The 22,629-nt window shown below is 40.9% G+C and carries 21 protein-coding genes and 1 pseudogene; 7 read left to right on the top strand and 15 right to left on the bottom strand.

What is annotated here, in order from left to right; all coding sequences use genetic code 11:
* Nucleotides 1-50 precede the first annotated feature (50 nt).
* The 4 genes and pseudogenes from dcm (at nt 51) to KA531_00765 (ending at nt 4,231) form a co-directional block, all read left to right on the top strand.
* Nucleotides 51-1,283: pseudogene (dcm, locus tag KA531_00780) on the top strand (DNA (cytosine-5-)-methyltransferase).
* The gene (locus tag KA531_00775; protein ID MBP6005426.1) at nt 1,204-1,938 is read left to right on the top strand and encodes a restriction endonuclease; all 735 of its coding nucleotides are present in this window, start codon (nt 1,204-1,206) and stop codon (nt 1,936-1,938) included. The pseudogene dcm and the gene KA531_00775 overlap by 80 nt, the downstream one beginning before the upstream one ends.
* A 124-nt stretch (nt 1,939-2,062) precedes the next feature.
* Nucleotides 2,063-2,410, top strand: coding sequence for a WhiB family transcriptional regulator (locus KA531_00770; GenBank protein MBP6005425.1), 348 nt, complete (start codon nt 2,063-2,065; stop codon nt 2,408-2,410).
* Nucleotides 2,411-2,665: 255 nt separating this feature from the next.
* Nucleotides 2,666-4,231: an AAA family ATPase gene (locus KA531_00765; GenBank protein MBP6005424.1), complete on the top strand. Its 1,566-nt coding sequence runs from the start codon at nt 2,666-2,668 to the stop codon at nt 4,229-4,231.
* Nucleotides 4,232-4,318: 87 nt separating this feature from the next.
* Here the strand turns inward: KA531_00765 and KA531_00760 are convergent, their stop codons facing one another.
* The 5 genes from KA531_00760 to KA531_00740 all read right to left on the bottom strand — a co-directional run bounded on the left by KA531_00760 (nt 4,319) and on the right by KA531_00740 (nt 10,024).
* Nucleotides 4,319-5,788, bottom strand: a complete 1,470-nt coding sequence (locus tag KA531_00760; protein MBP6005423.1) for a multicopper oxidase domain-containing protein — start codon at nt 5,786-5,788, stop codon at nt 4,319-4,321.
* Nucleotides 5,785-7,812 carry a copper-translocating P-type ATPase gene (locus KA531_00755; protein MBP6005422.1) on the bottom strand — a complete coding sequence of 676 codons (2,028 nt, stop codon included), beginning with the start codon at nt 7,810-7,812 and terminating at the stop codon, nt 5,785-5,787. Before KA531_00755 ends, KA531_00760 begins: the two co-directional genes overlap by 4 nt.
* Before the next feature lie 3 nt (nt 7,813-7,815).
* Nucleotides 7,816-8,097, bottom strand: coding sequence for a metal-sensitive transcriptional regulator (locus KA531_00750; GenBank protein MBP6005421.1), 282 nt, complete (start codon nt 8,095-8,097; stop codon nt 7,816-7,818).
* 338 nt (nt 8,098-8,435) lie between these two features.
* Nucleotides 8,436-9,101: a hypothetical protein gene (locus KA531_00745; GenBank protein MBP6005420.1), complete on the bottom strand. Its 666-nt coding sequence runs from the start codon at nt 9,099-9,101 to the stop codon at nt 8,436-8,438.
* A gap of 116 nt (nt 9,102-9,217) precedes the next feature.
* The gene (locus KA531_00740; GenBank protein MBP6005419.1) at nt 9,218-10,024 is read right to left on the bottom strand and encodes a dioxygenase; all 807 of its coding nucleotides are present in this window, start codon (nt 10,022-10,024) and stop codon (nt 9,218-9,220) included.
* A gap of 245 nt (nt 10,025-10,269) precedes the next feature.
* Between KA531_00740 and KA531_00735 the strand changes: the two genes are divergently transcribed.
* On the top strand, nt 10,270-10,476 hold the full coding sequence (locus KA531_00735) for a hypothetical protein (protein ID MBP6005418.1): 207 nt from the start codon (nt 10,270-10,272) through the stop codon (nt 10,474-10,476).
* Nucleotides 10,477-10,501: 25 nt separating this feature from the next.
* Here the strand turns inward: KA531_00735 and KA531_00730 are convergent, their stop codons facing one another.
* From KA531_00730 to KA531_00715, 4 genes are read right to left on the bottom strand one after another with little or no spacing between them, the layout of a single operon-like run.
* Nucleotides 10,502-11,254 (bottom strand): hypothetical protein, encoded by a 753-nt coding sequence (locus tag KA531_00730; GenBank protein MBP6005417.1) that lies wholly within the window; start codon nt 11,252-11,254, stop codon nt 10,502-10,504.
* Nucleotides 11,251-12,141 (bottom strand): ABC transporter ATP-binding protein, encoded by an 891-nt coding sequence (locus KA531_00725; GenBank protein MBP6005416.1) that lies wholly within the window; start codon nt 12,139-12,141, stop codon nt 11,251-11,253. Before KA531_00725 ends, KA531_00730 begins: the two co-directional genes overlap by 4 nt.
* On the bottom strand, nt 12,131-12,328 hold the full coding sequence (locus KA531_00720; protein MBP6005415.1) for a PLDc N-terminal domain-containing protein: 198 nt from the start codon (nt 12,326-12,328) through the stop codon (nt 12,131-12,133). The genes KA531_00725 and KA531_00720 overlap by 11 nt, the downstream gene beginning before the upstream one ends.
* A 6-nt stretch (nt 12,329-12,334) precedes the next feature.
* Entirely contained in the window at nt 12,335-12,766 is a 432-nt protein-coding gene (locus KA531_00715; protein MBP6005414.1) for a VOC family protein, read from the bottom strand.
* 153 nt (nt 12,767-12,919) lie between these two features.
* Between KA531_00715 and KA531_00710 the strand changes: the two genes are divergently transcribed.
* Entirely contained in the window at nt 12,920-13,267 is a 348-nt protein-coding gene (locus tag KA531_00710; GenBank protein MBP6005413.1) for a DUF2200 domain-containing protein, read from the top strand.
* A gap of 350 nt (nt 13,268-13,617) precedes the next feature.
* Entirely contained in the window at nt 13,618-14,889 is a 1,272-nt protein-coding gene (locus KA531_00705) for a DUF2130 domain-containing protein (protein MBP6005412.1), read from the top strand.
* Between the two features lie 585 nt (nt 14,890-15,474).
* Here the strand turns inward: KA531_00705 and KA531_00700 are convergent.
* The 6 genes from KA531_00700 to KA531_00675 form a co-directional block, all read right to left on the bottom strand.
* Nucleotides 15,475-16,263: an ABC transporter permease subunit gene (locus KA531_00700; protein ID MBP6005411.1), complete on the bottom strand. Its 789-nt coding sequence runs from the start codon at nt 16,261-16,263 to the stop codon at nt 15,475-15,477.
* Entirely contained in the window at nt 16,256-17,167 is a 912-nt protein-coding gene (locus KA531_00695) for an ABC transporter ATP-binding protein (protein MBP6005410.1), read from the bottom strand. Before KA531_00695 ends, KA531_00700 begins: the two co-directional genes overlap by 8 nt.
* Complete coding sequence (locus KA531_00690; protein ID MBP6005409.1) at nt 17,164-17,583, bottom strand: winged helix-turn-helix transcriptional regulator; 420 nt, start codon at nt 17,581-17,583, stop codon at nt 17,164-17,166. The genes KA531_00695 and KA531_00690 overlap by 4 nt, the downstream gene beginning before the upstream one ends.
* A 44-nt stretch (nt 17,584-17,627) precedes the next feature.
* Nucleotides 17,628-20,294, bottom strand: coding sequence for an efflux RND transporter permease subunit (locus tag KA531_00685; GenBank protein ID MBP6005408.1), 2,667 nt, complete (start codon nt 20,292-20,294; stop codon nt 17,628-17,630).
* Nucleotides 20,295-20,377: 83 nt separating this feature from the next.
* On the bottom strand, nt 20,378-22,033 hold the full coding sequence (locus KA531_00680; GenBank protein MBP6005407.1) for an MFS transporter: 1,656 nt from the start codon (nt 22,031-22,033) through the stop codon (nt 20,378-20,380).
* A 2-nt stretch (nt 22,034-22,035) separates the two neighbouring features.
* Complete coding sequence (locus tag KA531_00675; GenBank protein ID MBP6005406.1) at nt 22,036-22,494, bottom strand: MarR family transcriptional regulator; 459 nt, start codon at nt 22,492-22,494, stop codon at nt 22,036-22,038.
* Nucleotides 22,495-22,629 lie beyond the last annotated feature (135 nt).

The following is a 22,629-nucleotide window of genomic DNA, read 5'->3' as shown; positions in this document are numbered from 1 at the left end:
AAGAAAGCGATTGAAACATACTTAGAAAACTTTAACAATCCCGAAGATTACAACTTAGGGATGTTACAGAAATCAAAGAATTACCAGAGGTCGATCTAATTGTTGGTGGTGTGCCCTGCCAGTCTTGGTCTGTAGCGGGCAAAAAAAGAGGGTTTGATGATCCTCGTGGTAAGCTTTGGTACGATGCTATTCGTATGGTAGGGATAGCACGACCAAAAGCATTTATTTTTGAGAACGTTAAGGGGCTTGTCGATCCCAGAAATAGGGCGAATATAGAGCTCATCATCAATTGCTTCCAGGAGATTGGTTACTTGGTTAGATATCAACTCCTAAACTCATATGACTTCGGCGCACCACAAAATAGGAGCAGAGTTTTTCTGGTGGGCTTCAGATCAGATATGCAGGAGTTTGCGGCAAAATTTAGTTATCCAAAGCCTATCAAAAAAAATAGACCTGTTGGTAGTCTCATTGAGGGATTGTCTCATCTTGAGATAAAGAAGACTTCATTTGATCCTCATTTGATCCATGGGGCAAATATACCTAGATCACGGAATGCATTTCAAAAAATTGATGAATTGAATGATTTCTTTATATTTTGTGATACCAGGGGTGGACACACAACTGTTCATTCATGGGAGATTTATCAAACAACTAGTCTAGAAAAAGATGTCTGCATCGCTATCATGAAGAATCGTCGCAAGAAGCGCTATGGCTCGGCAGATGGAAATCCCATGTCACTGGAAGATATTAAGGAGTTGGTCCCAAATGCAGGAGTAGAAGTTTTAAGCTCTCTTGTCAAAAAGAACATTCTGAAGATAACGGATGATGGCAAATATACTCTAGTCAATTCAAAGAACTCATCAGGAATTGATGGAGTATATCGTGTCTTCTTGCCAAATTCACTGATTTTTTCAACACTAACAGCTACTGGTACACGAGATTTTATCGCCACCGACTACCTTGAGTGTAGTGATCCAACAGAATACAAGAAGTTATTCATTGACAAGATATTCAAGGAAGGTAAATACCGAAAAGTAACTTCAAGGGAAGCGGCAAGGATCCAGGGCTTTCCAGACAGTTTTATTTGTCACGACAGTGATTATAGTGCTCAGAAACAGTTTGGCAATGCTGTATCTCCTCCGGTTGTCAAAGCTCTTGGTCATCAGATTGTTGAAACAGGTATCTTTGATATAATGAATTCAAATGAACTTGCAAGACAAGCAGAAGATTATAATAAGAGCAAAAGACTGGATGCGCTCCAGCCTAATTTCCAATCATCTTGAGAACACTAAAAAGCTAGCTTCACTAAAAGAGTTTAAGATAAATCCATTCCTGTGGCCTTATCTTGCGAACTACTACAAGGGGGATACTAATTACAGGTCACTTGCAGAGGTATTGATTTTGCCGCGAATTCTAGGAACTTCTATTACGACAACGTTCGGTTCAAGTGTTCAGCAGTTTATAGCAACACTTTTTTCTGATGAAAACTTCGGATCAGCAGTGTCTGGAATAGATATTGAATTCATTGATACTGTGGACGGAAGAAGAAAATATTGCCAGTTAAAAGCTGGGCCAAATGCTCTAAACAGAGATGATGTCAAGACAATATCAGATCACTTTAACGCCGTTAAAAACCTTGCAAGGCAAAATAGTCTCCCCATCCAACTGGACGATTTGGTATTGGGTGTAATATACGGGGAACCAGAAGAAATGAACGCAAATATCAAAAAAGTTTCCGAAAGCTACATGGTTTACTCTGGCAAGGAATTTTGGTATAGACTTACCGGGGATGAAGATTTCTATCAAGATCTTGCAGTCGCCATGGCTGAAGTAGCAGATGAGGTCGATGTGCGTGAGGTGATCAATGAGACCATAGGGAAACTTGCTGAAGAAATCATTCAGAAGTATCCAGAGATATCCCAAAGCAAAGAGCTATAGCCTATACCTTTGTCTTTTATTTTAGCTTAATTAATCAATAGGAAGCAATTAGGATTAATGTTTGAGATTAGAATAATGCTCATGCTTGCAATGATCATAGTAGTTGAGGTATTATCAAGTGATAATGGAACAAAATTGGGGAGAAGAATATGATGGTGCGGTTGATACCACTTTTACTCGCTACGATAAGTCAGATGGAAGAAAAGATAGTCCTGTTGATTATTCTGATCATCCAATGCCTAGTGATGATAGCCAAGCTTGGCGTGAATTTGCAGCCTGTTCAGATAAGCCTACCGACTTATTTTTTCCAGGACCAACGGGGTCTATATCGCCGGCTCTAAGAGTTTGCCAAGGTTGCCCAGCTAGTATTCCATGTTTGAACTATGCGCTAAGACATGGGGTAGTGGATGGTGTTTGGGGTGGTGTATCAGCGAGAGGACGTAAACAAATGACTAGAGCACTTAAAATATAAAATAATAAACAGGAAATAAAAGACTAGGTTGAGTCTAATTAGTCAGTAATCGAATCGATACTTGATATCTGGGAAATCCAGCATTTCGTATTAGCCCGCATTATCCTAGCTCACAGGAGAGGTGGATCGCCCGTAAACCCTTCGGGTTTCGGAGGATGACCCCACCCAGTCATATTCCAAAATCCTGCAAGGCCGTCAGCTGAGGAGGCATCATTCAGCTTGGGCTAATATGATAAGTTGGGTTATACTACAGGTATGAAACAAAGTCAGGCACTAGATGTAATGCTACTAGGACACAATGTCTATCTGACTGGGGCGGCAGGGAGTGGCAAGACATTTGTACTCAACAAGTTTATCGGCATATTGCGTAAAAATAAGATCAAAGTAGCTGTGACAGCGAGTACTGGGATAGCTGCTACCCACCTCGGAGGAATGACCATCCATTCTTGGTCGGGGATTGGCATAGCAGATCAGTTGACCGATCAAGAGATCATTAGATTGAAAAGTAAAGCAAAGCTTGTCAAAAGTCTCAAGTCAACCAAAGTCTTAATCATCGATGAGATCTCAATGTTAGACGGTAAGAGACTAGATTTAATTGATCGGGTTTGTTCGGAGTTACGAGAGGATGATAAACCTTTTGGCGGGTTGCAGGTAGTTCTGTCTGGGGATTTATTCCAGTTGCCTCCAGTCGATCGGAGGGGTCAAGTCAGTTTTGTATTTGAATCAGAAGCTTGGGAGAGGATGAATCTAAAGATTTGTTACCTAGCTGAACAACATCGTCAGGAAGATGATCGGCTCTTAGTTATTCTCAATGCAATTCGAGATCAATCAGTTACGATAGATCATATTAGTAGCCTGGATGCTCGGTATATCGAAGATCAGTTACCCGAAAATCAGCTGGTCACTCGACTCTACACACACAATGCTCAAGTCGATCAGATCAATCAAGATCAACTAAGGCAGATTGGAGGTGAAGAAGTCAGTTACCAGCTAGAAAGCCATGGTAACAAGCGGGTGATTGAGTCAATGGTTGCTAGCTGTCTTGCTCCTGAGACATTAAACCTAAAGATTGGGGCAAGGGTGATGTTTGTCGCCAACAATCCAGCGGAAGGTTATTATAATGGTACTTTAGGTAGAGTCATAGGATTTGATCCGGCGGATTATCCGATTGTGAGGACTAATAATAGGGAAATAACCGTGACTCCATTTAGTTGGAAGATGCAAGATGGTGATAGGACTGTAGCTGAGATCAATCAGCTACCACTTAGGTTAGCTTGGGCTATTACTATCCATAAGAGTCAAGGTATGAGTCTAGATGCAGCTGAGATAGATCTGGGTAGATCATTTGAGCCAGGTATGGGGTATGTAGCCCTGTCTAGGGTTCGCTCGCTAGAAGGTGTATATATCAGAGGAATCAATGATCGGGCATTGGAGGTCAGCCCAGTTGTAGCGAAGTTGGATCAAAAGCTGATTGAAAGATCGAGGGCTACGCAGGCTGAATTGGTCAAGATCTCTCAATCCAAGCTCAGTAAACTTCATCAGAGAGTTCAAGTGGCATTGAAATCAGATGAGGACAAGCTACTTGATAATTATGATCCAGAGCTTTTTGAGTCACTGAAAAATTGGAGGACAAAGCAGGCTAGAATTAAGGAAGTCCCAGCCTATATTGTATTGAGTGACAATACCCTGAAGCTAATTGCTGCTACTAATCCGACCGACCCTAAGTCATTATCAGGGATTAAGGGCATTGGTCAACAAAAGCTGGATGAATACGGGGGGAAGATTCTGGAGATAGTGAGTGAATACCTGGTGAAGCATTGAATTGTTGCCTTAAGACAGCTCAAAATGGCTCAGGTTTTGCCCTCTCAATGTCAGTGAAGAGGTGGTGGCCTATCAATGAATGATGGTTCATTGTATCTGAAACTGTCCCATCATGCCGGCATCTTCGTGTTCTAGGATGTGACAGTGATACATATATGTACCCGAAAGGTTCTCAGCAAACGGAACAGCCAATACTACTTCATCACCAGGTTTTAGATCTATTGTATTATGCCATCCTCGTAGTAAATCTGGTGGTTTTTCCTGATTTATTGAGATGATTTGGAATTGCGTAGCATGAATATGAAAGGGATGATTTGTGCTCATGCCAGAAGGATCATTGTATATGCGCCAATACTCCAGGGAGTCAGCATTGACTGTGAAATTTATTCTATTACTATCAAATGATTGATCATTGATCCCAAAGTTCATTCTACCACTCATCATTGAATCTTGATTGCCCATCAACATCCCTAGATCAAAGTCTCGATCAATTTCTGCATTTGGGAGTTCATCAAATTTTATAAGGGAGTTAGGCAGGGTATACTTATCAGTAAGTTGTTCTTTTTTGGTGAATAATAGTTCAGCTGAGTTGTTAATCATTAGTGCTGGGTTATCACCAGTGATAGCGGAGCTGTCGATTAGTATCTCATATCTTTTTGCAGTGGTGAGTTCTAGTGTAGTGACGCTAACTGGTTGCTCGAGTAGTCCACCATCGGTTCCGATTACATAAAATTCTTGACCACTACTAAGTGATACATTGTAAGTATCACTGTTCGAGCCGTTGAGTAATCTTAGGCGGATTAAGTTGGTACTAATATTGAGATACGGCTTGACTTGAGCATTTAGCATGATAGTATTGCCTTCAAGTCCTTGAGCTTGCTCCATGTGTGATACTTGATAGGGCTCAAGTTTACCTGACTGATCGAGTTTTTTTGATTGAATTACCAAGGGGATATCATCAACTCCATAGTTTGTTGGTAGTCCAAGCGAGCTAGAGTCTTGATCATCTATGATCAAAAAACCACCTAGGCCGTTGTAGACTTGCTTGGCTGTTTCTTGGTGTTGGTGGGGGTGATACCAAAGAGTAGCTGCTGGCTGACTGACAGTAAACTTGGCATGCCAAGTCTCATTTGGGTTGATGATATTGTGAATACCACCATCGGCATCTCCTGGGACAACTGCACCATGCCAATGTGAAGTAGTCTGCTCATCAAGGTTGTTGGTCACTGCGATATCTAGCTTATCTCCTCTGGTTGCCCTGATGGTTGGGCCAAGAATTGGACCATTGTATCCATAGGTCTCTGAGATAGCATCAGCTGAGAATTGATAGGTACTTTTCTGAGCATTTAGATTAAATAGTTTGATGCCATCTACTTTGGTGTAGTCAAGCAGAGGGGGTACCTGTAGCTGATTGGAATAATTATCGGATCTTTGTTTGGCGTGGTCATTTGTCGTCATTGATTTACTATACTCACGCCATCCAATCATGATTACTAGCAAGGCAATAATTGCAATTCCGGATTTAGTCAGTCTTTGTCGATAGGTAGGCTTATTCATATCTTGAGTTTTTTTAGACTCTGGGCATTGATGGCTACTATGATGGTCGATAATGACATCAGGATTGCACCTACAGCAGGGGAGAGCATAATTCCTAGATTTGCTAATGCCCCTCCAGCAAGTGGTATGGCAATAATGTTATAACCAGTAGCCCAGATGAGGTTCTGTTGCATTTTTCGATAAGTAGCTTTTGACAAATTGATTATCTGGCTAACTCCTTGAGGATTGCTACTAGCAAGGACTATACCTGCTGATTCAATTGCAACGTCCGTACCCGCACCAATAGCAATACCGACATCTGCCTGAGTAAGTGCTGGAGCATCATTGACGCCATCACCAACAAAAGCTACCCTTGAGCCACTTTCTTGTATATTTTTGACTACATCAGATTTGTTCTTTGGTAATACCTCAGCGTAGTATTGATCAATATTAAGTTTGTTCGCAACCCATTTTGCTACACCCTTTGAATCACCAGTGACGATTGCAACTTTCTTGCCAGCATTTTGCAATAAGTTGATTGCCTGTATTGACTCGCTGCGAATAGTATCAGCTATCATAAAGGCACCAAGAATTGTTTTGTTATTCGTCAAGTATACTATTGTTTGGCCATTTTGATGTGCTTGCCTAGCTGCTGATTGTAGGGTCATATCTAATATCAATTTCCGTTCTTCCAATAGTCTTGGGCCTCCTAAGTAGTATGTTGTATTGTTAATCTGTGCTTTTGCGCCTCTGCCCTCAAGTGCGCTGAAGTTGGTAACGGGTTTTGTCTTGATATTCATATCTTTGGCTTTTGCTAGAATAGCCTTTGCTATGGGATGTTCAGAATCTTGTTCGACTCCAGCGGCAATAGCAAGAAGCTTTGCTTGGTCATTAGCGATGATTTCTACAACTCCTTGCTTGCCAGTAGTCAGGGTTCCTGTTTTGTCAAACAGGATTACATCAACTACGCGTATCAATTCAAGGGCACTGCGTTTTCGAACAATTACGCCCGCATTAGCAGCCTTGCTAGTTGAGATTGCTGTGACCAAAGGGATTGCTAAGCCCAATGCATGTGGACAGGCGATGATCAGTACTGCTACAACTCTTTCCAAAATATAGCCACTTGACTGACCAGCAATTGCCCAGCCAATAGCTGTAATAAGTGCTGCAATGAGAGCAATATAGAAAAGGTATCCAGCGACCCTGTCAGCAAGAATTTGAGTTTTGGATTTACTGTTCTGGGCTTCTGATACTAGTTTGATGATTCCGGCTAGTGCTGTATTGTCGCCGATCCCGGTTACTTCCATCCTCAGTGAGCCACTACCATTGACTGTACCAGCTACTAATTGATCACCTATTGCTTTGTCTACAAGCTTGGATTCTCCTGTGAGCATTGATTGGTCAACTTTGGACTGACCTTGGGTCACCAGACCATCAACCGGTATTTTTGAGCCTGGGCGGATTAGAACTCGATCACCAACCTTGAGTTCTGTAATAGCTACTTTTTTTGTGCCAGATTTTGTTAACAAATCGGCTTTGTCGGGGAGCAACTTTGCAAGTTCCTTTAGAGCACCTTGTGCATTTGATACTGAGGCCATTTCTAGCCAGTGACCGAGTAACATGATGGTTACCAAAGAAGCTAATTCCCACCAGAAGTCCATTCCTTCAACAATCTTGAGGGTGATTAGTGAGCTATAGACAAAGGCAACACTGATTGCTAGTGAGATAAGTGTCATCATGCCAGGTTGACGATTGGCAATTTCTATCTTTGCACTCTTGAGAAAAACCAGTCCACCATAGAGGAATATAATTATGCCAAAAATAGCTGGGATATATTCGCTTCCTATAAAACTAGGTGCTTTGTAGCTCAATAAATCTTGTATAGTTTGCGAGAAATAGAGAACAGGTAGGGTGAATACTAATGATAGCCAAAATTTTCTCTTGAACATCTCGGGGTTGTGACCGGCGTGTTTATCATGATCTTGATGATTTGCATGGGGGGTACCTTGATGGTCTTGATGGCTATGGTGGCTGTGGTGATCCATCGGTTAACCTCTGATATTTGTTAGGTCATAAATGCGTAACATGTCTTGGATTGCTTTTTGTTGAGTCAATATGTCATCTTGTTGCATGTTTTCTTTCAGGTGTGTTTCCATGTGATTTTCTAGTATTAATTTGTTGAGAGAGCGTAATGATTGCTGGATTGCTAGGCTTTGTGTCAGGATATCTATACAGTATTCTTCTTTTTCAATTGCCCTTACTAGACCCTTGAATTGTCCTTCTATTATTCTTGATCTATGGATAGCGCGTTTTTTGATAGATGTAATCATAATTAGATTGTATACCCCCAGGGGGTATTAACGCAAGTCTATAATATTACTGGATCTGGATATTACGGGTGGGGCTACAGAGACTTGGAAGATGACGGGTTGGGAGCTTGTGTTTGTTGACAGTAGCGTGGGGTAGACTTGGAGTATGACGGGGTTGAGGAGGATTTTCGAAGATGACGAGAGGGGAGTGGTAATATTTGGAGCATGATTAGGCTAGGCTTGAGAAAATTTGGAAGGTGATTAGGCAAGATCATCCTCTGATTGCCCACAGGACAATACGGGAGACCTAGTATGGATGTGAATTTACCATAAGCCAATTCAGGGTGGTGACCTTCAGGCTAAGTCAGTTTACTGGACAATTTTGTACTTTTTGTAATAGTAGACCTTGAGCTTGTAGAGCTTAGTATCCCGAAAACCTTTGTCTTATTGATAATAATCAGCATAGTTAGATTTATCAACATCATCACGCTAGGGAATATCAGATTCTCGAGTACCATATATGAAGTCAGTGAAATATTAAGCATCCAGCCGAGTGTTTGGATGATATAGAACCAAGAACCTTCCGTGGATGGCCTCTTCCATGTTTTGATAAAAGTTGGGATAAATGCTACCAAGAGCGAACTAGCTGCTAATGTATTTGCTAGGATTATTGAGCTAGTGTCCTGAAGGGCTAGAGATAGTCCACCCAAAGATATTGCTACCAAAAAACAAGCTTTATCGATAAGGCTTTTGCCACCCACTCCATACTTGGTACTCATTAAAAAGATTATCAGATTCATTGCAGAGAAGATTATTAGCAAGGCTGAGTATCTCCAATCATTATCATAGTCTGTTGATATTAAATTGTACAAACCAGGTAATGTTGATAGCCAAAACAAAAATCTCGTCATCCGCTCTGGCTTACTCTTGCCTCTGAGCATGCTGAAACCATAAACTATCATAGATAGGACAGGTATTAGCGCTAGATCAGAAATATTCCTAATTTCATCTAGATTGATATCCATTTTTCTCCTTTTGTTTATTTTTATTCGCTTAATTGTTTATAGCTTATACTATTATAGCAGAAGACTTGGACTTTACAATAGTTGATCTCAAGTCAGGATATTTTTGCTTATTCTAATCAAATAGTGATAAATGAGCGCATACCAACACTGCCCATATCTATCACTTGATTGAAATAGCTTAGTTCCTCGTGCTGATCTAGTAAGGACATCACAGCCAACATTGGACGATAATGATCATCCGACTCCACTGCCTGATTGGCTGTCGGAGTAATTTTGTAGGGATTGATTAAGCCCTTGAGGTCATGCCCACTAATACGATTGGTTATTTTTTGGTCAAATTCCTCTGCCCAATCAAAGGCCTCGCCTCCCCAATTGAGTAGTCGCAAATTGTGAATGATATTACCACTACCGATAAAGATCACTCCTCTTTCACGCAGGTGGCGTAAGTCCTCAAATGATTCTACTACTTGCTCTCTAGTCTGATTGATATCTAGGCTAATCTGGAGAATAGGGACTGTAGGCTTAGGAGCAAGATGTTTCATCACCGACCATGTACCATGATCTAGCCCCCAGGAACTGTCAAGTTGGGCCTCATAGTGTAAAAAAGCATTTCTCAGTTGATTAGCAATATCAGGGTCGCCATTGGCATCATATTGAACCTTATACAATTCATCTGGGAAACCATAGAAATCGTAGATGATTGGTTGCTTGGGAGCATCAGTTATATGGGTACCTTTGGTATACCAGTGAGCACTAATCACGACAAAAGCTTGGGCTTCTGGTAAGTTTTTGCCGACCCTTGACCATTGATGGGTGATATCATTATCAAGTATTGCATTCATTGGGTTGCCATGACCGACAAATAAAACAGGCATTTTGGGGCTAGGTTTGAGTGTTGATTCTAGTGATTTGAGCTTATTCATTGGTGTTTCCTTGGGGTAGTCTTATAGTATCAGCTTACACTTCTAGCTAGCTAGAGTCTAGATATAGCCCCCGAAAACAAAACCCATACCTTTGACTGTATCTTACGGTACATAACTGTCATATTACTTCTCATCCTATCTACATATATGATTTATCACAATAACAACAATTCTAGATCTATAATCTATCACTCCCAAGCGAACAGGTTTTGGTTAGGGCCGGCTATAGCTGTTAATATAAGTTTATGATTATTGATCAATTTAGCTGGACGATTATAGATTTTGTTGCAGCAATTGGATTACTTACCTGTTTTGGGTTGATGATTTTTGTGATATTTGATAATTTACACAGAAAATCTCTCCGGATATTAACCCTGATCATGGGTACCTTGGTACTTGCTTATATTTGGGCAGAATTGGCAGTGGGGATATTTACAAACCTAGGTAATTGATCATCTACTTTGACGCCTATGATGGCTATATAGACCTTTTCTTGAATAAAGTGACCGAAGTCCATAGTAGGATGGGTATTAGGACGATCGCAACAAGACTCGCTGGATAGTAGTCAGAGGGTGTTGATTTATCGCTAGCAATAGATACTAAACTTCCTACCAGGCTCGATGGTAGCCAATCACTGACCTGCTTAATCATCCCAAGGATTGGCATACTGAGTAGGATAATTAGACTAATACCGACACTAGCTTTGGTACTCTTGACAAGGGTAGTAGAAAGACTCAAGACTGAGAGAGAGTATCCCAGATACAGGTTGATCAATAGAGTACCTATCAGAATATCTTGCCACTCGACTGAGCCCAATAAAATATTTGTTTGATACCAGCAGGCCAAGATACCGAGATCAAAGGCTAAGATAGTAGCCAAACTAACTATGCCATAACGGGGAAGGATTAAGCGAGCTGGATTTAAACCTGCTCTTGAGCGATAGAATATACTCAGGCTAGGGTTTGTATCAATAGCTAGGGCGGATGCGCCGATGATAATCGCTACAAGTAGTCCGATCTGAAAAGCATTGTTGATATAGTTGCTAAAGCCATCCATAGGTTGAGCCTCAGCTACAATGATTGTGATGTTTGTACTAGCAGAACTGAGAATATCTGATAAATAATAGGCCATCACTGGTCCAAGCAGGCCAAAAACTAGGAATGGTGTGAATAAAGCAAGCCAGAACCGGGTTCTTAACAGCCTAAGTATTTCCAGTCTCCAAAGATTCATTGGCTTGCCCCTGATATCAGATCAAAAAAAGCTTGCTCCAGATTGTCAACAGGCTCAAAGGCAACCAGAGATGCTTGATTGGCAGATAGTATCATAGGAAGTTGTTTTTCTACCCGATCTATCGAATTGGCACTAATTTTGTAGATATTTTTGGTAATTTTTTCTACTTTATCGAGATAGCCTGATTGCTTGAGAAGTCTCTCGAAGTTCTTTGGTTGATCCTTGACAGTCAATTTCCAGCTTGGCTTGATTTGATTTTTGAGTAAGCTCCGAAGGTCTCCTTGATAGATCAATTTGCCCTGATTGAGCACTCCAATCTTGTCACAGATTTCTTGGACATCACTTAGATTGTGACTTGAAAAAACAACGGTAGATTGGGATGACATTTTGCGGATTATGCTGAGAATATCAGATCTACCCTGGGGGTCAAGTGAAGAGCTTGGTTCATCAAGGATTATCAGTCTTGGGTTCCCAGCAAGCACTGAAGCTAGAGCCAAGCGTTGAGTCATACGACGAGAATAGCTACCTACGTATTTTTTGTCGTCTACGTTGAGACCTACCATCTCAAGTAGTTGGTAGGCTCTATCTTGGTCTAGAGGTACTTGACTGAGTCGGCTTGCTAGCTGAAGTGTTTCTTGACTATTTAGCCAGGGCTCAAAAACTGGTATGTCGGGGCAGATTGCAATATCTCTGCGGTCAATTTCTAGGATTAGTTTTCCAGATGTCTGATCCCGAAGACCTGCCATGATGGATAGTAGGGTGGTTTTTCCCGCACCATTTGGCCCAACTAGGCCATAGATTGAATTATCAGGGATAGCCAGATTGATTCGATTTAGTACTTTCTGGTCACCATAGATTTTTGTCAGATTGACAGAGCTAACTATCATTTTGTTTTTTTGCTAGGATTAGGTAACAAATCGCGCCCAGTGGAAATGAGCCAAGGACAATTATTGCCCAAGCCCAGCGTGGCAAATATCTTGATGAATTATGCTTGTATATATCAATCAAGCAATATGTGTCAATTGCTAATACAAGGATAACTAAAGGTAAAATAGCAGCTGAGGAAGGGTTCATAATCTATTAATTTGCTTTATAGATATCCACCATCCAGCGTACGCCAAATTGATCTACCAATGAGCCAAAATAGTCACCCCAAGGGGCTTGTTCTAGGGGTTGATCAATAGTGCCTCCCTGAGCAAGCTTTTCCCAATACTCTTGGATCAATTGATGATCATCGCCATTGAGTGCGAGGACAATATTGGACTGATTGCTTTGATCTGTCCATGTACTAGGGACGTCAGATAGCATTAGCTCGATATATTCTCCTGTCAGAGTGGCATGCATAATTTTGTCTTTGTCCTGGTCTGGTACGGGCATCGCATTATTTGACCGTTGGTTGAATTCTTGAAAAGTATCACTTTGAATAGTTCCACCAAAGATATCCTGATAGAACTTCAGTGCTTGGGTAGCATTACCATTTAGATTGATATAGCTGGTTAGCTTTACACTCATTTTCCTCCTATTGCTTAATGATACTTTTAGCATACTATTTGAAGGGGAGCTATTCAATCTCTTTGGCTATATTTTTCTAAATATAAGGAATGCTAGAGGGTAACTAGATTATAGTTTATTGATTATCTGGTAGTTAATATGTAAGATAAGCTTATGCAAAATAATCGAATCTATACTATGACCTTTGCTAGTGTCTATCCATTATATTTGGCCAAGATCGAGAGAAAGGGAAGGAGTAAACAAGAGCTCGATCAAGTGATTGTTTGGCTAACTGGTTATAGCTTGGCAGAATTGAAGGAACAAATTGATCTAGCAATAACATTTGAAAAATTTTTTGCTGATGCTCCAGCACTAAATCCTAGACGAAAATTAATCACAGGATTGATTTGTGGTATTCGGGTAGAAGAGATTGAGGAGCCTTTGATGCGAGAGATTCGTTATATGGATAAACTGGTTGATGAATTAGCTAAGGGCAAGGTGCTTAGCAAGATCTTGAGGTGATAGATTTGCTTTCTAGGTAAGGTTCTTGGCATCGCCTTGTCATTTCCCGAGGCCTTGTAAACCCTCCTCTCGTCATCTTCCAAATCTCCGAAGGAGATTATGCGAGATCCGGCATACCGTATCAAGTGATTACTCAGATCTCAGTAGAAGTGGATCCCCCCGATTGTCCTACGGAAGGATAACAAAAGGATCGGGTCTTGGAGGATAATAACACCGATAATCTCCAGCAAATATGAGGCAAGTATGATATATTAAATAGTATGAATTTTGTTCGGTCAAATAAGTCAACATTTTTCACAATAGGGTTAGTATAGGTGAGACCATATTGGTTGATTAAGGAGGAATAAGAAATGACAAATGAAATAATCTGCCCACATTGCAAGAAAGCTTTCAAGATTGATCAGGCTGGGTATGCTGATATTGTCAGGCAAGTTCGAAACCATCAGTTTGAAGAAGAATTAGCCAAACATCTAGATACTGCAAAGAGGGAAAAAGAAGATGCAATCAAGCTAGCTGAACAAGCGGTCAGGATACAGCTGGAAGCTGATTTGGCAAGAAAAGAATCTGAACTCGTAGAATTGAAAATGCAAGATCAAGCATTGATCAGTAATGTTCGAGCAGAAAAAGATGCCGAGATAACCAAACTTTTAGCCAAACTTCAGACCATTGAGGTGGAGAAAAAATTGGAGCTCACTGAAGCTTTAGCTATTCTTGAAAAACAAAGAGATAAGCTCTCAAGTGAATTAATAGCAAAAGACCATGAAAAGCAATTGCTAGCTTCAACTTTGAGTCAAAAATACCAAGCAGAGCTCAAGACCAAAGATGATATCATCAGACTCAAAGACGAAGAGATTGAATTGCGCAAAGATATGAAGGCCAGGCTTTCAACCAAGATGCTTGGTGAAACATTGGAGCAACATTGTGAAATGGAATTCGAGAAGCTACGGGCAACAGGTTTTCAGAATGCAAGCTTTGGTAAGGACAATGATGCCTCAGAGGGTAGTAAAGGGGACTACATTTATCGAGAATTTGATCAAGATGGTAATGAAGTTATTTCGATTATGTTTGAGATGAAAAACGAGGCTGATCAGACTGCTACTAAGAAAAAGAATGATGATTTTTTGACCAAGCTTGATCAAAATCGAATCAAAAAAGGCTGTGAATATGCAGTCCTAGTCTCGCTTTTGGAGCCAGATAGTGAGCTTTACAATACGGGGATTATCGATGTTTCGCATCTATTTCCCAAGATGTATGTGATTCGTCCTCAGTTTTTTATCCCTATTATTACCCTATTACGCAATGCGGCACAGAGGACTATGGGATACAAGGCCGAGTTGGCCCAAGTCAGGGCTCAAAATATTGATATATCAAATTTTGAGGAAAATCTAGAGATTGCCAAGCAGGCTTTTGCCCGGAATTATGATCTAGGAAAGAGGAAATTTCAGACAGCAATTGAAGGTATCGATAAGACAATTAGACAGCTCGAAAAGACCAAAGAAGCTCTGCTCTCCTCCGAGAACAATTATCGGCTAGCCAATAATAAGCTTCAGGATACCACGATCAAGCGTCTGACCAGGGGTAACCCGACGATGGAGGAGCAGTTTACCCGAGCTAGGGAGTAGGAAGGTGATCTTCATTTCTGCGTAATATTCCAAAGTATTTGAATTAAATCCCTAGGAAATACAGAAATGTTGGATCCCTTAAATACTAATAGGTAAGTGCCCGTAAATTCTCTGGGTTTCGGAGGATGACGGGAGAAGGACAAGTTTCAAAGGGCGACAAAAAGTGGGTTTTATGAGGTGGAAGATTTTGTTAGGCTACCAATAATTTTGCTTATGCTTGCAATCAATAGGTAATAGAGTTATTTTATAGATAAAGATTTTTTTAAATCTTTAAAAGAAAGGGAAATAAAATGCCTACAATCATTCAGCCAGGCACTCTGGTAGAGTGCGTGGCTTGCGGTTGGAGGGAGTATACTTATGCTTCCTCCAATTTAGACGAATATTATTGTGAGGCGTGTGGGTCTACCATGCCTCACAGGCTGATTGTCAAAAGTCCTAGGAAGGGAGGTGAAAAGATGTCAGCAAAGAGGGTGTTTATAGCTACTGCTGTCGCATTTGCGACAGCAGTAGCTATAAAGGCTATTAGGAGAGCCTAATAGCCTTAAATAATCTGGTCCCTGGGTTTTTCCTAGGGACCAGACTGATTTACACTCCTGTATCGCGTTTGCGAAATGAGAAATATGCTATCAGATAAAATACTATTGGCAATACGATTAGGACAATTGACAATTCCCTTAGACCATTTCGAAGAATATTGGAGTCATTGAAATAATAAAAAGGTGATAGGTATCTAATAAATTCAAGATAATCAACAAGCTTGGAGACAACATTGGCGATATAGGTAGTTGCTACTATGCCACTACCTAAGCTGATTGCTACTGAGCGACTCTTGCTAATTGACTGGATAGCGAGAGTGAACATTCCAAAACTCATCCCCAGTAGCCAACCAGATAGACTGGCAGTAAAGACATTGATAAGTGACATATCAAAATTAAATAATAGTGTGCCGATTGCAACTCCAGCCCATACCGAAGTAGCAACAACAGCTAGCTGAACTGCTATAGCGAGAGTTTTTTCAAAAATAATTCTACCCCTGGAGATTGGGCTAGCTAGGAGTAGCTCTAGAGTGCCAGAATCCTCTTCCTCGCCTATTGCTGAGGCGCCAAACCCAGTGCCAATGATTACTAAGATAATCGGTACAAACAAGCCATAGAGCTCTACAGCCAGCCAACCAGCTGGAGTAGAAGCAGCTGCCATGTCACCGATGAATGCATTGAATGCGTCTGGGACCATGCTTGCAAATTGATCAATGTCTTTGGCAAAATCTTCATAGAGTGCAGCAAACATCATCGCAAAACTAAATAGTCCCAAGGAGTAGATTGAGGTACTTAGCCTTCTTTTTTTGATGGATCTTAGGGCTATAGTATTAATCATTGCTTGGCTCCTCTTGGTAATAATGCATGAATATTTCTTCTAAGTTTGTCTCTTGTGTTTCCAGATCAATAGGTGGGTTCTTTGACAAGGCAGATATCAGCGGACCTAGATCACCTTTGATGGTTAGTTCAAGTTGGTTACCCTTGGCTACCACATTACTGACCCCAGCTATTTTGCTATAGTCTTTGACCTTGGGTTGAGTTTTAAATCTCATGATGATGTGGCGTAAGGTGATAGAGCTAGTTTGGCTGACTGACTCGATAGCAATCAGTCTACCCTGACGGATGAAGGCTGCTCGATCACAAATCTTCTGTACCTCAGTTAGATCATGCGAAGAAACAAACAAGGTTTTGCCTTGGTTTTTCATTTCTAGAACTATTTCATAGAATACTTGCTTAATCAACGGATCGAGTCCACTAGTAGGCTCATCGAGAATGATTAGGTCTGGCTTGTGCATGAATGCCTGAATCAGACCGATTTTCTGGACATTACCCTTGGACAAAGACTTAATTGGTCTATCCAGCGATGCATCCAAGCGTTTACTTAACTTGTCAACATAATCCCAGTCTGTTTGCTTACCTAGGGAGGTTAGATATTTGAGGGTATCGATCCCAGTCATTTCTGGATAGAGTGCTATTTCTCCTGCGAGGTAGCCAAGGTAATTTTTGATTTTGACGCTTTCTTTCTGGCTATCCAGACCAAATATTTCAATAGTGCCTGAAGATGGCTTGATGAAGTCAAGGATTGTTCTGATGGTTGTGCTCTTGCCAGCACCATTTGGTCCCAAAAACCCAAATACTTCACCGTGATTTAGCTTGATATTGATGTTTTCAACTCCACGATACTTCCCATAGTGTTTGCTAAGGTTTGTTATCTGTAGCGGAGGATTGGTTGTTTGTTTCATGCACTCTCCTTTGCTGGTTTTAATTTAAGTATATGCTCGGCTATCTTGTTATCTATCTTTGTTAGGTCGATTAGCTCTTGGTTACTCAGTGGTTCAACAACTTTCTCTAGTGCACCAATCAAGCTTTCAAAGAATTTCAAGAAGTGACTTTGGCCTTTTTTGGTTAGCTTTACTATAACTACTCTTTTGTCTTGGTCTGAAGGAGTTCTTGTCAGGTGGTCAGTTTTCTCTAGACCCTCTACTAACTGAGTGATCGCACTACTTGTCTTGTATGTCAGCTCGCAGAGCTGCTTGATTGATGCGCCTTGATCACCAAAGTAATCTAGGCAAAATAGGATCTCGAGTTGGGGTAACCCAATATCAATTCCTGCTAGGCTAGATAACTTTTTGGATCTAAAGGCTAAATCAACTTTCAAGCGGCTCTGATAGAGCCCTCGTATCAGTTGATTTCTAGATAGGCTCATCTGAGACCAGGCAAAACCCTATCTTTCCATTCGCGAATTCTTGCGACAAGAAGATAATAGTAGGGGAAGGCAAGGATAATTAGAATTGTACTAGATAGCATCCCAAATATTAGCGTATAGGCCAAGGCTTGCCAAAACGGATCACTAATTGCGAGTGGCATCAAGGCAAATACTGTTGTTGAGGTAGTGGTAACTAGTGGTCTGAAGCGATCCCTTACGGCATTGCTAATTGCAGTCCAACGGTCGGCACCACCAGCTCTTTCCTGTTCAGCATATTCAGTCAATAAGATAGTATTATTGACGACTATACCGATTAGTCCAAGTAGTCCTAGCATCACAAAGAAGCTTAGAGAATTATCTGTAACAGTCAAGCCAAAGAATACACCAAATAAGCTAAATGGTATGGCAGTAAAAATCAAAATAGGTAGCAGGAATGAGTTGTAGAGCATGACCAACAAGAAGTACATCATGATTAGGGCAATTACTAGCCCAACTCCAATTGAATTGAAGCTATCAGTATTCTCGCTCTCTTGACTAACATCAAAATCTAAGGAGTCTTGGTGTAGCCCTATCTCCTTAAGCTTGGCTTCATTGAACTGATCCTTGACAGCTTGTTCTAGATCGATTATAGCAGGAGAACTTAGGTCAGGGTTACTAAACCTCGCTAGAATTGTGATGAATCTACCTTGTTCGGTACGGTTGATTGAGCCATCTTCGTCTATTGTTACCTCAGCTACATTCAAGTCTTGGCCGTTGATTTGGAACTCTTGCTCATCAATGAAGTTTGAGATCTCGGTTGCAGCAGAATCAAGTAGGGTGATATCTTGACCATAGATCCTCATTTGAAAAGGAAACTCTTCAGCACCTGGACCGGCATCTCTTTGAGAATACTGAATAGTCGCGCCATCAATATCAAGTCCAGTATTCTCCAGTCGTTCAATCAACTGGTGGCTGGTTGGCTTGCGTTCGTTGTAGCTGGTCAGGCCAATTTCGAGGCTAGCGTTTCTTTCATTTGCAGACAGGTAGCTAACATTGGTCAGCTCTTCACCAATTGCAGTAATGATATTGGCATCAAGTTTGTCAGTGATTTTTTCAGCTTGTTCTATTGTGGTACCAGGGGCAAATTCAACAGTTGCTTGCAAAATATCACTATCTTTGCTTTGAGGGAAAACATCCATAGGTAGTTTTCCAGCAAATATTCCAGCTCCAAATACGGCAAGGATACTTAGTGAGACCATTGCGAGGGTCACCAGTCTGCCACGTTTTGGTTTGTCACGGTTGAGTAGAGGCAGCTTGGAAAGTTTGCCAGCCAGAAATTTTTCTACTGGTACTAAGAGGCTGAGTTTGTCGAGTAATTTTGCACGATTAGACCCTGCTAGAATAATAGGTCTCGCTAGAAAAGGCACCAAGGTTACCGATATGACTAGAGATAAGCCAAGAGAGAGAATAACCGTCACTGGTAAAAGTCTGATAAAGCTACCTAGTATACCACTGATAAACAACATCGGAGCAAAGACAAGGATAGTGGTGAGGGTACCGGCTATTGAAGCTATTCCGACACGTGTAATTGCTTTTTGGATAATCTCTCGACTTTTTTTGCTATCTTTTCTGTGAGCATCAATTGCCTCAACTATGATGGTTGCGTCATCGACAAAAAGCCCCAGTGTTAGGATTACGGCAAATAGGGTAATGGTATTGAGGGTGATCCCCATAGTGTATAATCCAGCAAAAGTTCCAGCTAGGACGGTGGGGATAAATAGTGAGATTACAAGGGCTGCTCTCCAGCTAATCAAGAGTAGAGTCACAACGATCACCGCAAAAAGTCCCCAGAGTAAGCTACTTTGCAAAGAAGCAATTTGTTGATTTATAGTAGTGGCAAAATCGGCAGTGATCTTGGTTTTAATTTGGGAATTATTATCAATATCCCCTAGTACATTCTCGACAGCATTTGAGAGCTCTAGATCATCAAACCCCTCAGCCTTGACCACGCCAACATTAACTGCTGGGTAGAATGTAGTCTCTCCATCTTGATTAATTGCAATCTTGTTGATAGTAGTTTGTTTCTCAATAGATTGACCATCGGCAGGATTTATAACCGTTTCTAATACTGGTACTGCTTGAGCAGCAACAATCTCATCTGCTCCAGCCAACTCTTCTGCAACTTGTGTAGCTTTGATTGCTAGATCTTGATAGTTAGAGTCTTGTTTGTCATAGACTGCAAGCAATAGATTGTATTTGTTGTCAAATTTGGAGGGATCGAAACTAGCAACATTGCTAGTAGCTCCTGTTGGCAACTTAATTGCATTTAGAGCTGCCTGAACTTCTCTGACACCATCCTCTACTTTTGTCTCTTCATTAAACGTAATAAAGATAGAGTAGAAATTTGCGCCTGTAGAAGCTTGATAATTATCAATGCTGTCTATTGGTTCCAGGGCTTTTGCGATTGGCTGGGTGATTTCAGTATCTACCTTGGTGGAATCATTGACAAAATAAGTACCCTGAACGGCACCAATTGGCAGATTGATTGGGGGGAAGCCTTCTTTTTTGAGCAGAGTCGAGTAGCTTGCAAAACCAAAGATCAATAGTCCAAACCAGATTATTAATGTTAGACGATATTTACTTGCAAAATTCCAAGATATCTTACTTAGAAAATTATTCTTCATTTTGTGTACTATCCTTTCTTGTTATTTAGTGTCTAGTATTATGTTAGCTGCTAACATAATAATGTCAATAGTCTTGATGCTTGCTAGTGCGCATTGGCCGGCTGTTCGATGGCAGGTTTTCCAGTCTCTAGATTGTGAATATTGGGGAGTAGGCTACTGGATATCAGGGCGATCAGAGTGAATAGCATAGTCAATTCTAGCGCTAAGCGATTGCCTTGAACAGTTGACTGGTGAGTCAATGTAGTAATTTCTTTGGTAATCTGAGGAGGCGTAGTACTGGGATCTAGAGGGCTGGCAAATTCTATATTGGATCCAGCTGCTTGAATTTGCTCGACAATAGATTGTTTGGCTGATTCGGGAATCACTTTGTTAACTTCAATACCAGAGATGATATTGCTAGTCAGACTAGCTATCAAGGCAGCTCCTATAATTGCTGAACCAAAGCTAGAACCTACTTGTCTAAGCGTATTACTGACTCCTGAAGCTTCACCAGATTGTTCCACGGAAACAGCAGATAGAGTCAAGTTGTTGAGTTGACTAAACCCTAAACCTAGACCTATACCATAGATGAACAAACCTGGAGCCAATACTAGTCTGCTGCTAACTGCATCAAGGGTCATGATCAGGATTAATAAGCCCAGGCAACTAACAATAAATCCTAGCTGAATGATTCTTTTTGGGGTTAACCATTTGGTTAGCTTGAGTGCGAAAGGTGCTGAAATCATAATCGCGATTGACATTGGTATTAGTCCGATACCTGTTTCAAGTGCATCCAGACCTAGGACACTCTGGTAAAAGATCGGTATTGCAAATATTAGTCCAGTTTGACCCATTGCCATTAGGGTAGTAGTAATAGTCCCTGCCGAAAATTGTTTGTTTGCAAATAAGGCAAGAGATACCAAGGGTGTATGTCCAGAATCTTCATACCTTTTCTCGTAATAGGCAAAGACAATTAATAGTATCAATCCAAAGATAATTGTGATTATTGAAATCGAGAGACCAAAAGGAGTTGCACTGTGTCCAAATATAGAAAAAGGTGCTTTGGAAACCAGCCAGCCATAGTTACTAGATTCAATTAGACCATAGACTATTGAGACAAGACTTAGAGAGCTGAGCAACACCCCGCCAAAATCTAGGGTTGGTTTTTCAATCTTAGTGACTGCCTCTTTGACATAACGAGAACCAATCAAAAGGGCAATAACTACAAGAATATTGATTCGAAATGCCCAACGCCAAGAATAGTAAGTAGTCAGCCAACCTCCGAGAATCGGACCGATGGCTGCTGCACTTGCAGCAACTGCTCCCCAGATAGCAAAAGCCATTGCTCGATCTTTGCCTTGATAGTTATTGACGAGCAAGGCAGCAGTAGCTGGCATCATTAGGGCAGCCCCAATGCCCTCAATGATTGCATTACCAATGATTACCCAGCCAATATTTGGGGCAATTGAGGTGACGATTGAACCAATAGCGAAGAGTATTGCTCCTATTTGGAACATTTTTTTGCGACCAAACAGATCTCCTAGTCTACCCCCTGTCACGGTCAGTGCGGCAATAGTCAAGGAGTAAGCAGAGATCACCCATTGAATACCTTGGACTGTAGTCTTGAGATCTGTAATCATATTGCGAATGGAGACATTGAGGACAGTGGTATCAATAATGATGATCATTAGAGCCGAAGACAAGACGATTAAGGGTGCCCATTTGCGAAGCAATTTTGATTGAGACAGTTTTTCTTTCATTTCTATAGATCCTTTCTAATATTTTGATTAACTTTCTTTAAGACATCAACAAAATTATCTAGTTGCTGATCAGTAATATTGGCAAAATAGCCTTTGATTTTTTCTAGTCTGATTGCTTGGAGTTTCTTGACGAGTTCTAGGCCTGGTTTGCTCAGGGATACTATTACATTACGTCGATCATTGGAGTCTATTTCTCTTATCAGTAAGTTTTGTTCGACCAGGATCTCTACTTGTTGGGTAATTGCAGCTGGGGTGATATCGAGGATTTGGGACAGTTCTTTGATATTACTTTTATTTTTACTATCAACTGTCAGGAGTAAGGCACGTTGGGCATGAGGTAGACCAGTAGTTTGTTTGGATTTGATTCGGATAATTGAGCGGTGGGATTGCTGAAAGTTCTCAATTAGTTGGCTGAGTAAGGCTGTACGGCCTTGGGGTAGGGTTGGGTCTGGGTTTTTCATAATAAACTTAATATATTAGAAACTAAATCATTTGTCAACTCGATTTTTTTGTATTTTCAGTATTATCGCTATAGCCGCCCAAAACAAAACCTGTTCGCTTGGGAGTGATAGATTATAGATCTAGAATTGTTGTTA

The sequence above is a fragment of the Candidatus Saccharibacteria bacterium genome, from assembly GCA_017983775.1.
Taxonomy (GTDB): domain Bacteria; phylum Patescibacteriota; class Saccharimonadia; order JAGOAT01; family JAGOAT01; genus JAGOAT01.
Note: the sequence above shows the minus strand (reverse complement) of the source record. Positions and strands in the feature narration are given on the sequence as shown.

What these genes read in the sequence shown, in the direction of transcription:
- KA531_00685 (MBP6005408.1), bottom strand. Translation starts at nt 20,294, where the DNA reads ATGAAGAATAATTTTCTAAGTAAGATATCTTGGAATTTTGCAAGTAAA.
- KA531_00725 (MBP6005416.1), bottom strand. Translation starts at nt 12,141, where the DNA reads ATGATAGTTAGCTCTGTCAATCTGACAAAAATCTATGGTGACCAGAAA.
- KA531_00775 (MBP6005426.1), top strand. Translation starts at nt 1,204, where the DNA reads ATGAACTTGCAAGACAAGCAGAAGATTATAATAAGAGCAAAAGACTGG.
- KA531_00750 (MBP6005421.1), bottom strand. Translation starts at nt 8,097, where the DNA reads ATGATTACATCTATCAAAAAACGCGCTATCCATAGATCAAGAATAATA.
- KA531_00680 (MBP6005407.1), bottom strand. Translation starts at nt 22,033, where the DNA reads ATGAAAGAAAAACTGTCTCAATCAAAATTGCTTCGCAAATGGGCACCC.
- KA531_00755 (MBP6005422.1), bottom strand. Translation starts at nt 7,812, where the DNA reads ATGGATCACCACAGCCACCATAGCCATCAAGACCATCAAGGTACCCCC.
- KA531_00720 (MBP6005415.1), bottom strand. Translation starts at nt 12,328, where the DNA reads ATGAACCCTTCCTCAGCTGCTATTTTACCTTTAGTTATCCTTGTATTA.
- KA531_00675 (MBP6005406.1), bottom strand. Translation starts at nt 22,494, where the DNA reads ATGAAAAACCCAGACCCAACCCTACCCCAAGGCCGTACAGCCTTACTC.
- KA531_00745 (MBP6005420.1), bottom strand. Translation starts at nt 9,101, where the DNA reads ATGGATATCAATCTAGATGAAATTAGGAATATTTCTGATCTAGCGCTA.
- KA531_00695 (MBP6005410.1), bottom strand. Translation starts at nt 17,167, where the DNA reads ATGAAACAAACAACCAATCCTCCGCTACAGATAACAAACCTTAGCAAA.
- KA531_00730 (MBP6005417.1), bottom strand. Translation starts at nt 11,254, where the DNA reads ATGAATCTTTGGAGACTGGAAATACTTAGGCTGTTAAGAACCCGGTTC.
- KA531_00760 (MBP6005423.1), bottom strand. Translation starts at nt 5,788, where the DNA reads ATGAATAAGCCTACCTATCGACAAAGACTGACTAAATCCGGAATTGCA.
- KA531_00705 (MBP6005412.1), top strand. Translation starts at nt 13,618, where the DNA reads ATGACAAATGAAATAATCTGCCCACATTGCAAGAAAGCTTTCAAGATT.
- KA531_00735 (MBP6005418.1), top strand. Translation starts at nt 10,270, where the DNA reads ATGATTATTGATCAATTTAGCTGGACGATTATAGATTTTGTTGCAGCA.
- KA531_00710 (MBP6005413.1), top strand. Translation starts at nt 12,920, where the DNA reads ATGCAAAATAATCGAATCTATACTATGACCTTTGCTAGTGTCTATCCA.
- KA531_00700 (MBP6005411.1), bottom strand. Translation starts at nt 16,263, where the DNA reads ATGATTAATACTATAGCCCTAAGATCCATCAAAAAAAGAAGGCTAAGT.
- KA531_00770 (MBP6005425.1), top strand. Translation starts at nt 2,063, where the DNA reads ATGGAACAAAATTGGGGAGAAGAATATGATGGTGCGGTTGATACCACT.
- KA531_00740 (MBP6005419.1), bottom strand. Translation starts at nt 10,024, where the DNA reads ATGAATAAGCTCAAATCACTAGAATCAACACTCAAACCTAGCCCCAAA.
- KA531_00715 (MBP6005414.1), bottom strand. Translation starts at nt 12,766, where the DNA reads ATGAGTGTAAAGCTAACCAGCTATATCAATCTAAATGGTAATGCTACC.
- KA531_00765 (MBP6005424.1), top strand. Translation starts at nt 2,666, where the DNA reads ATGAAACAAAGTCAGGCACTAGATGTAATGCTACTAGGACACAATGTC.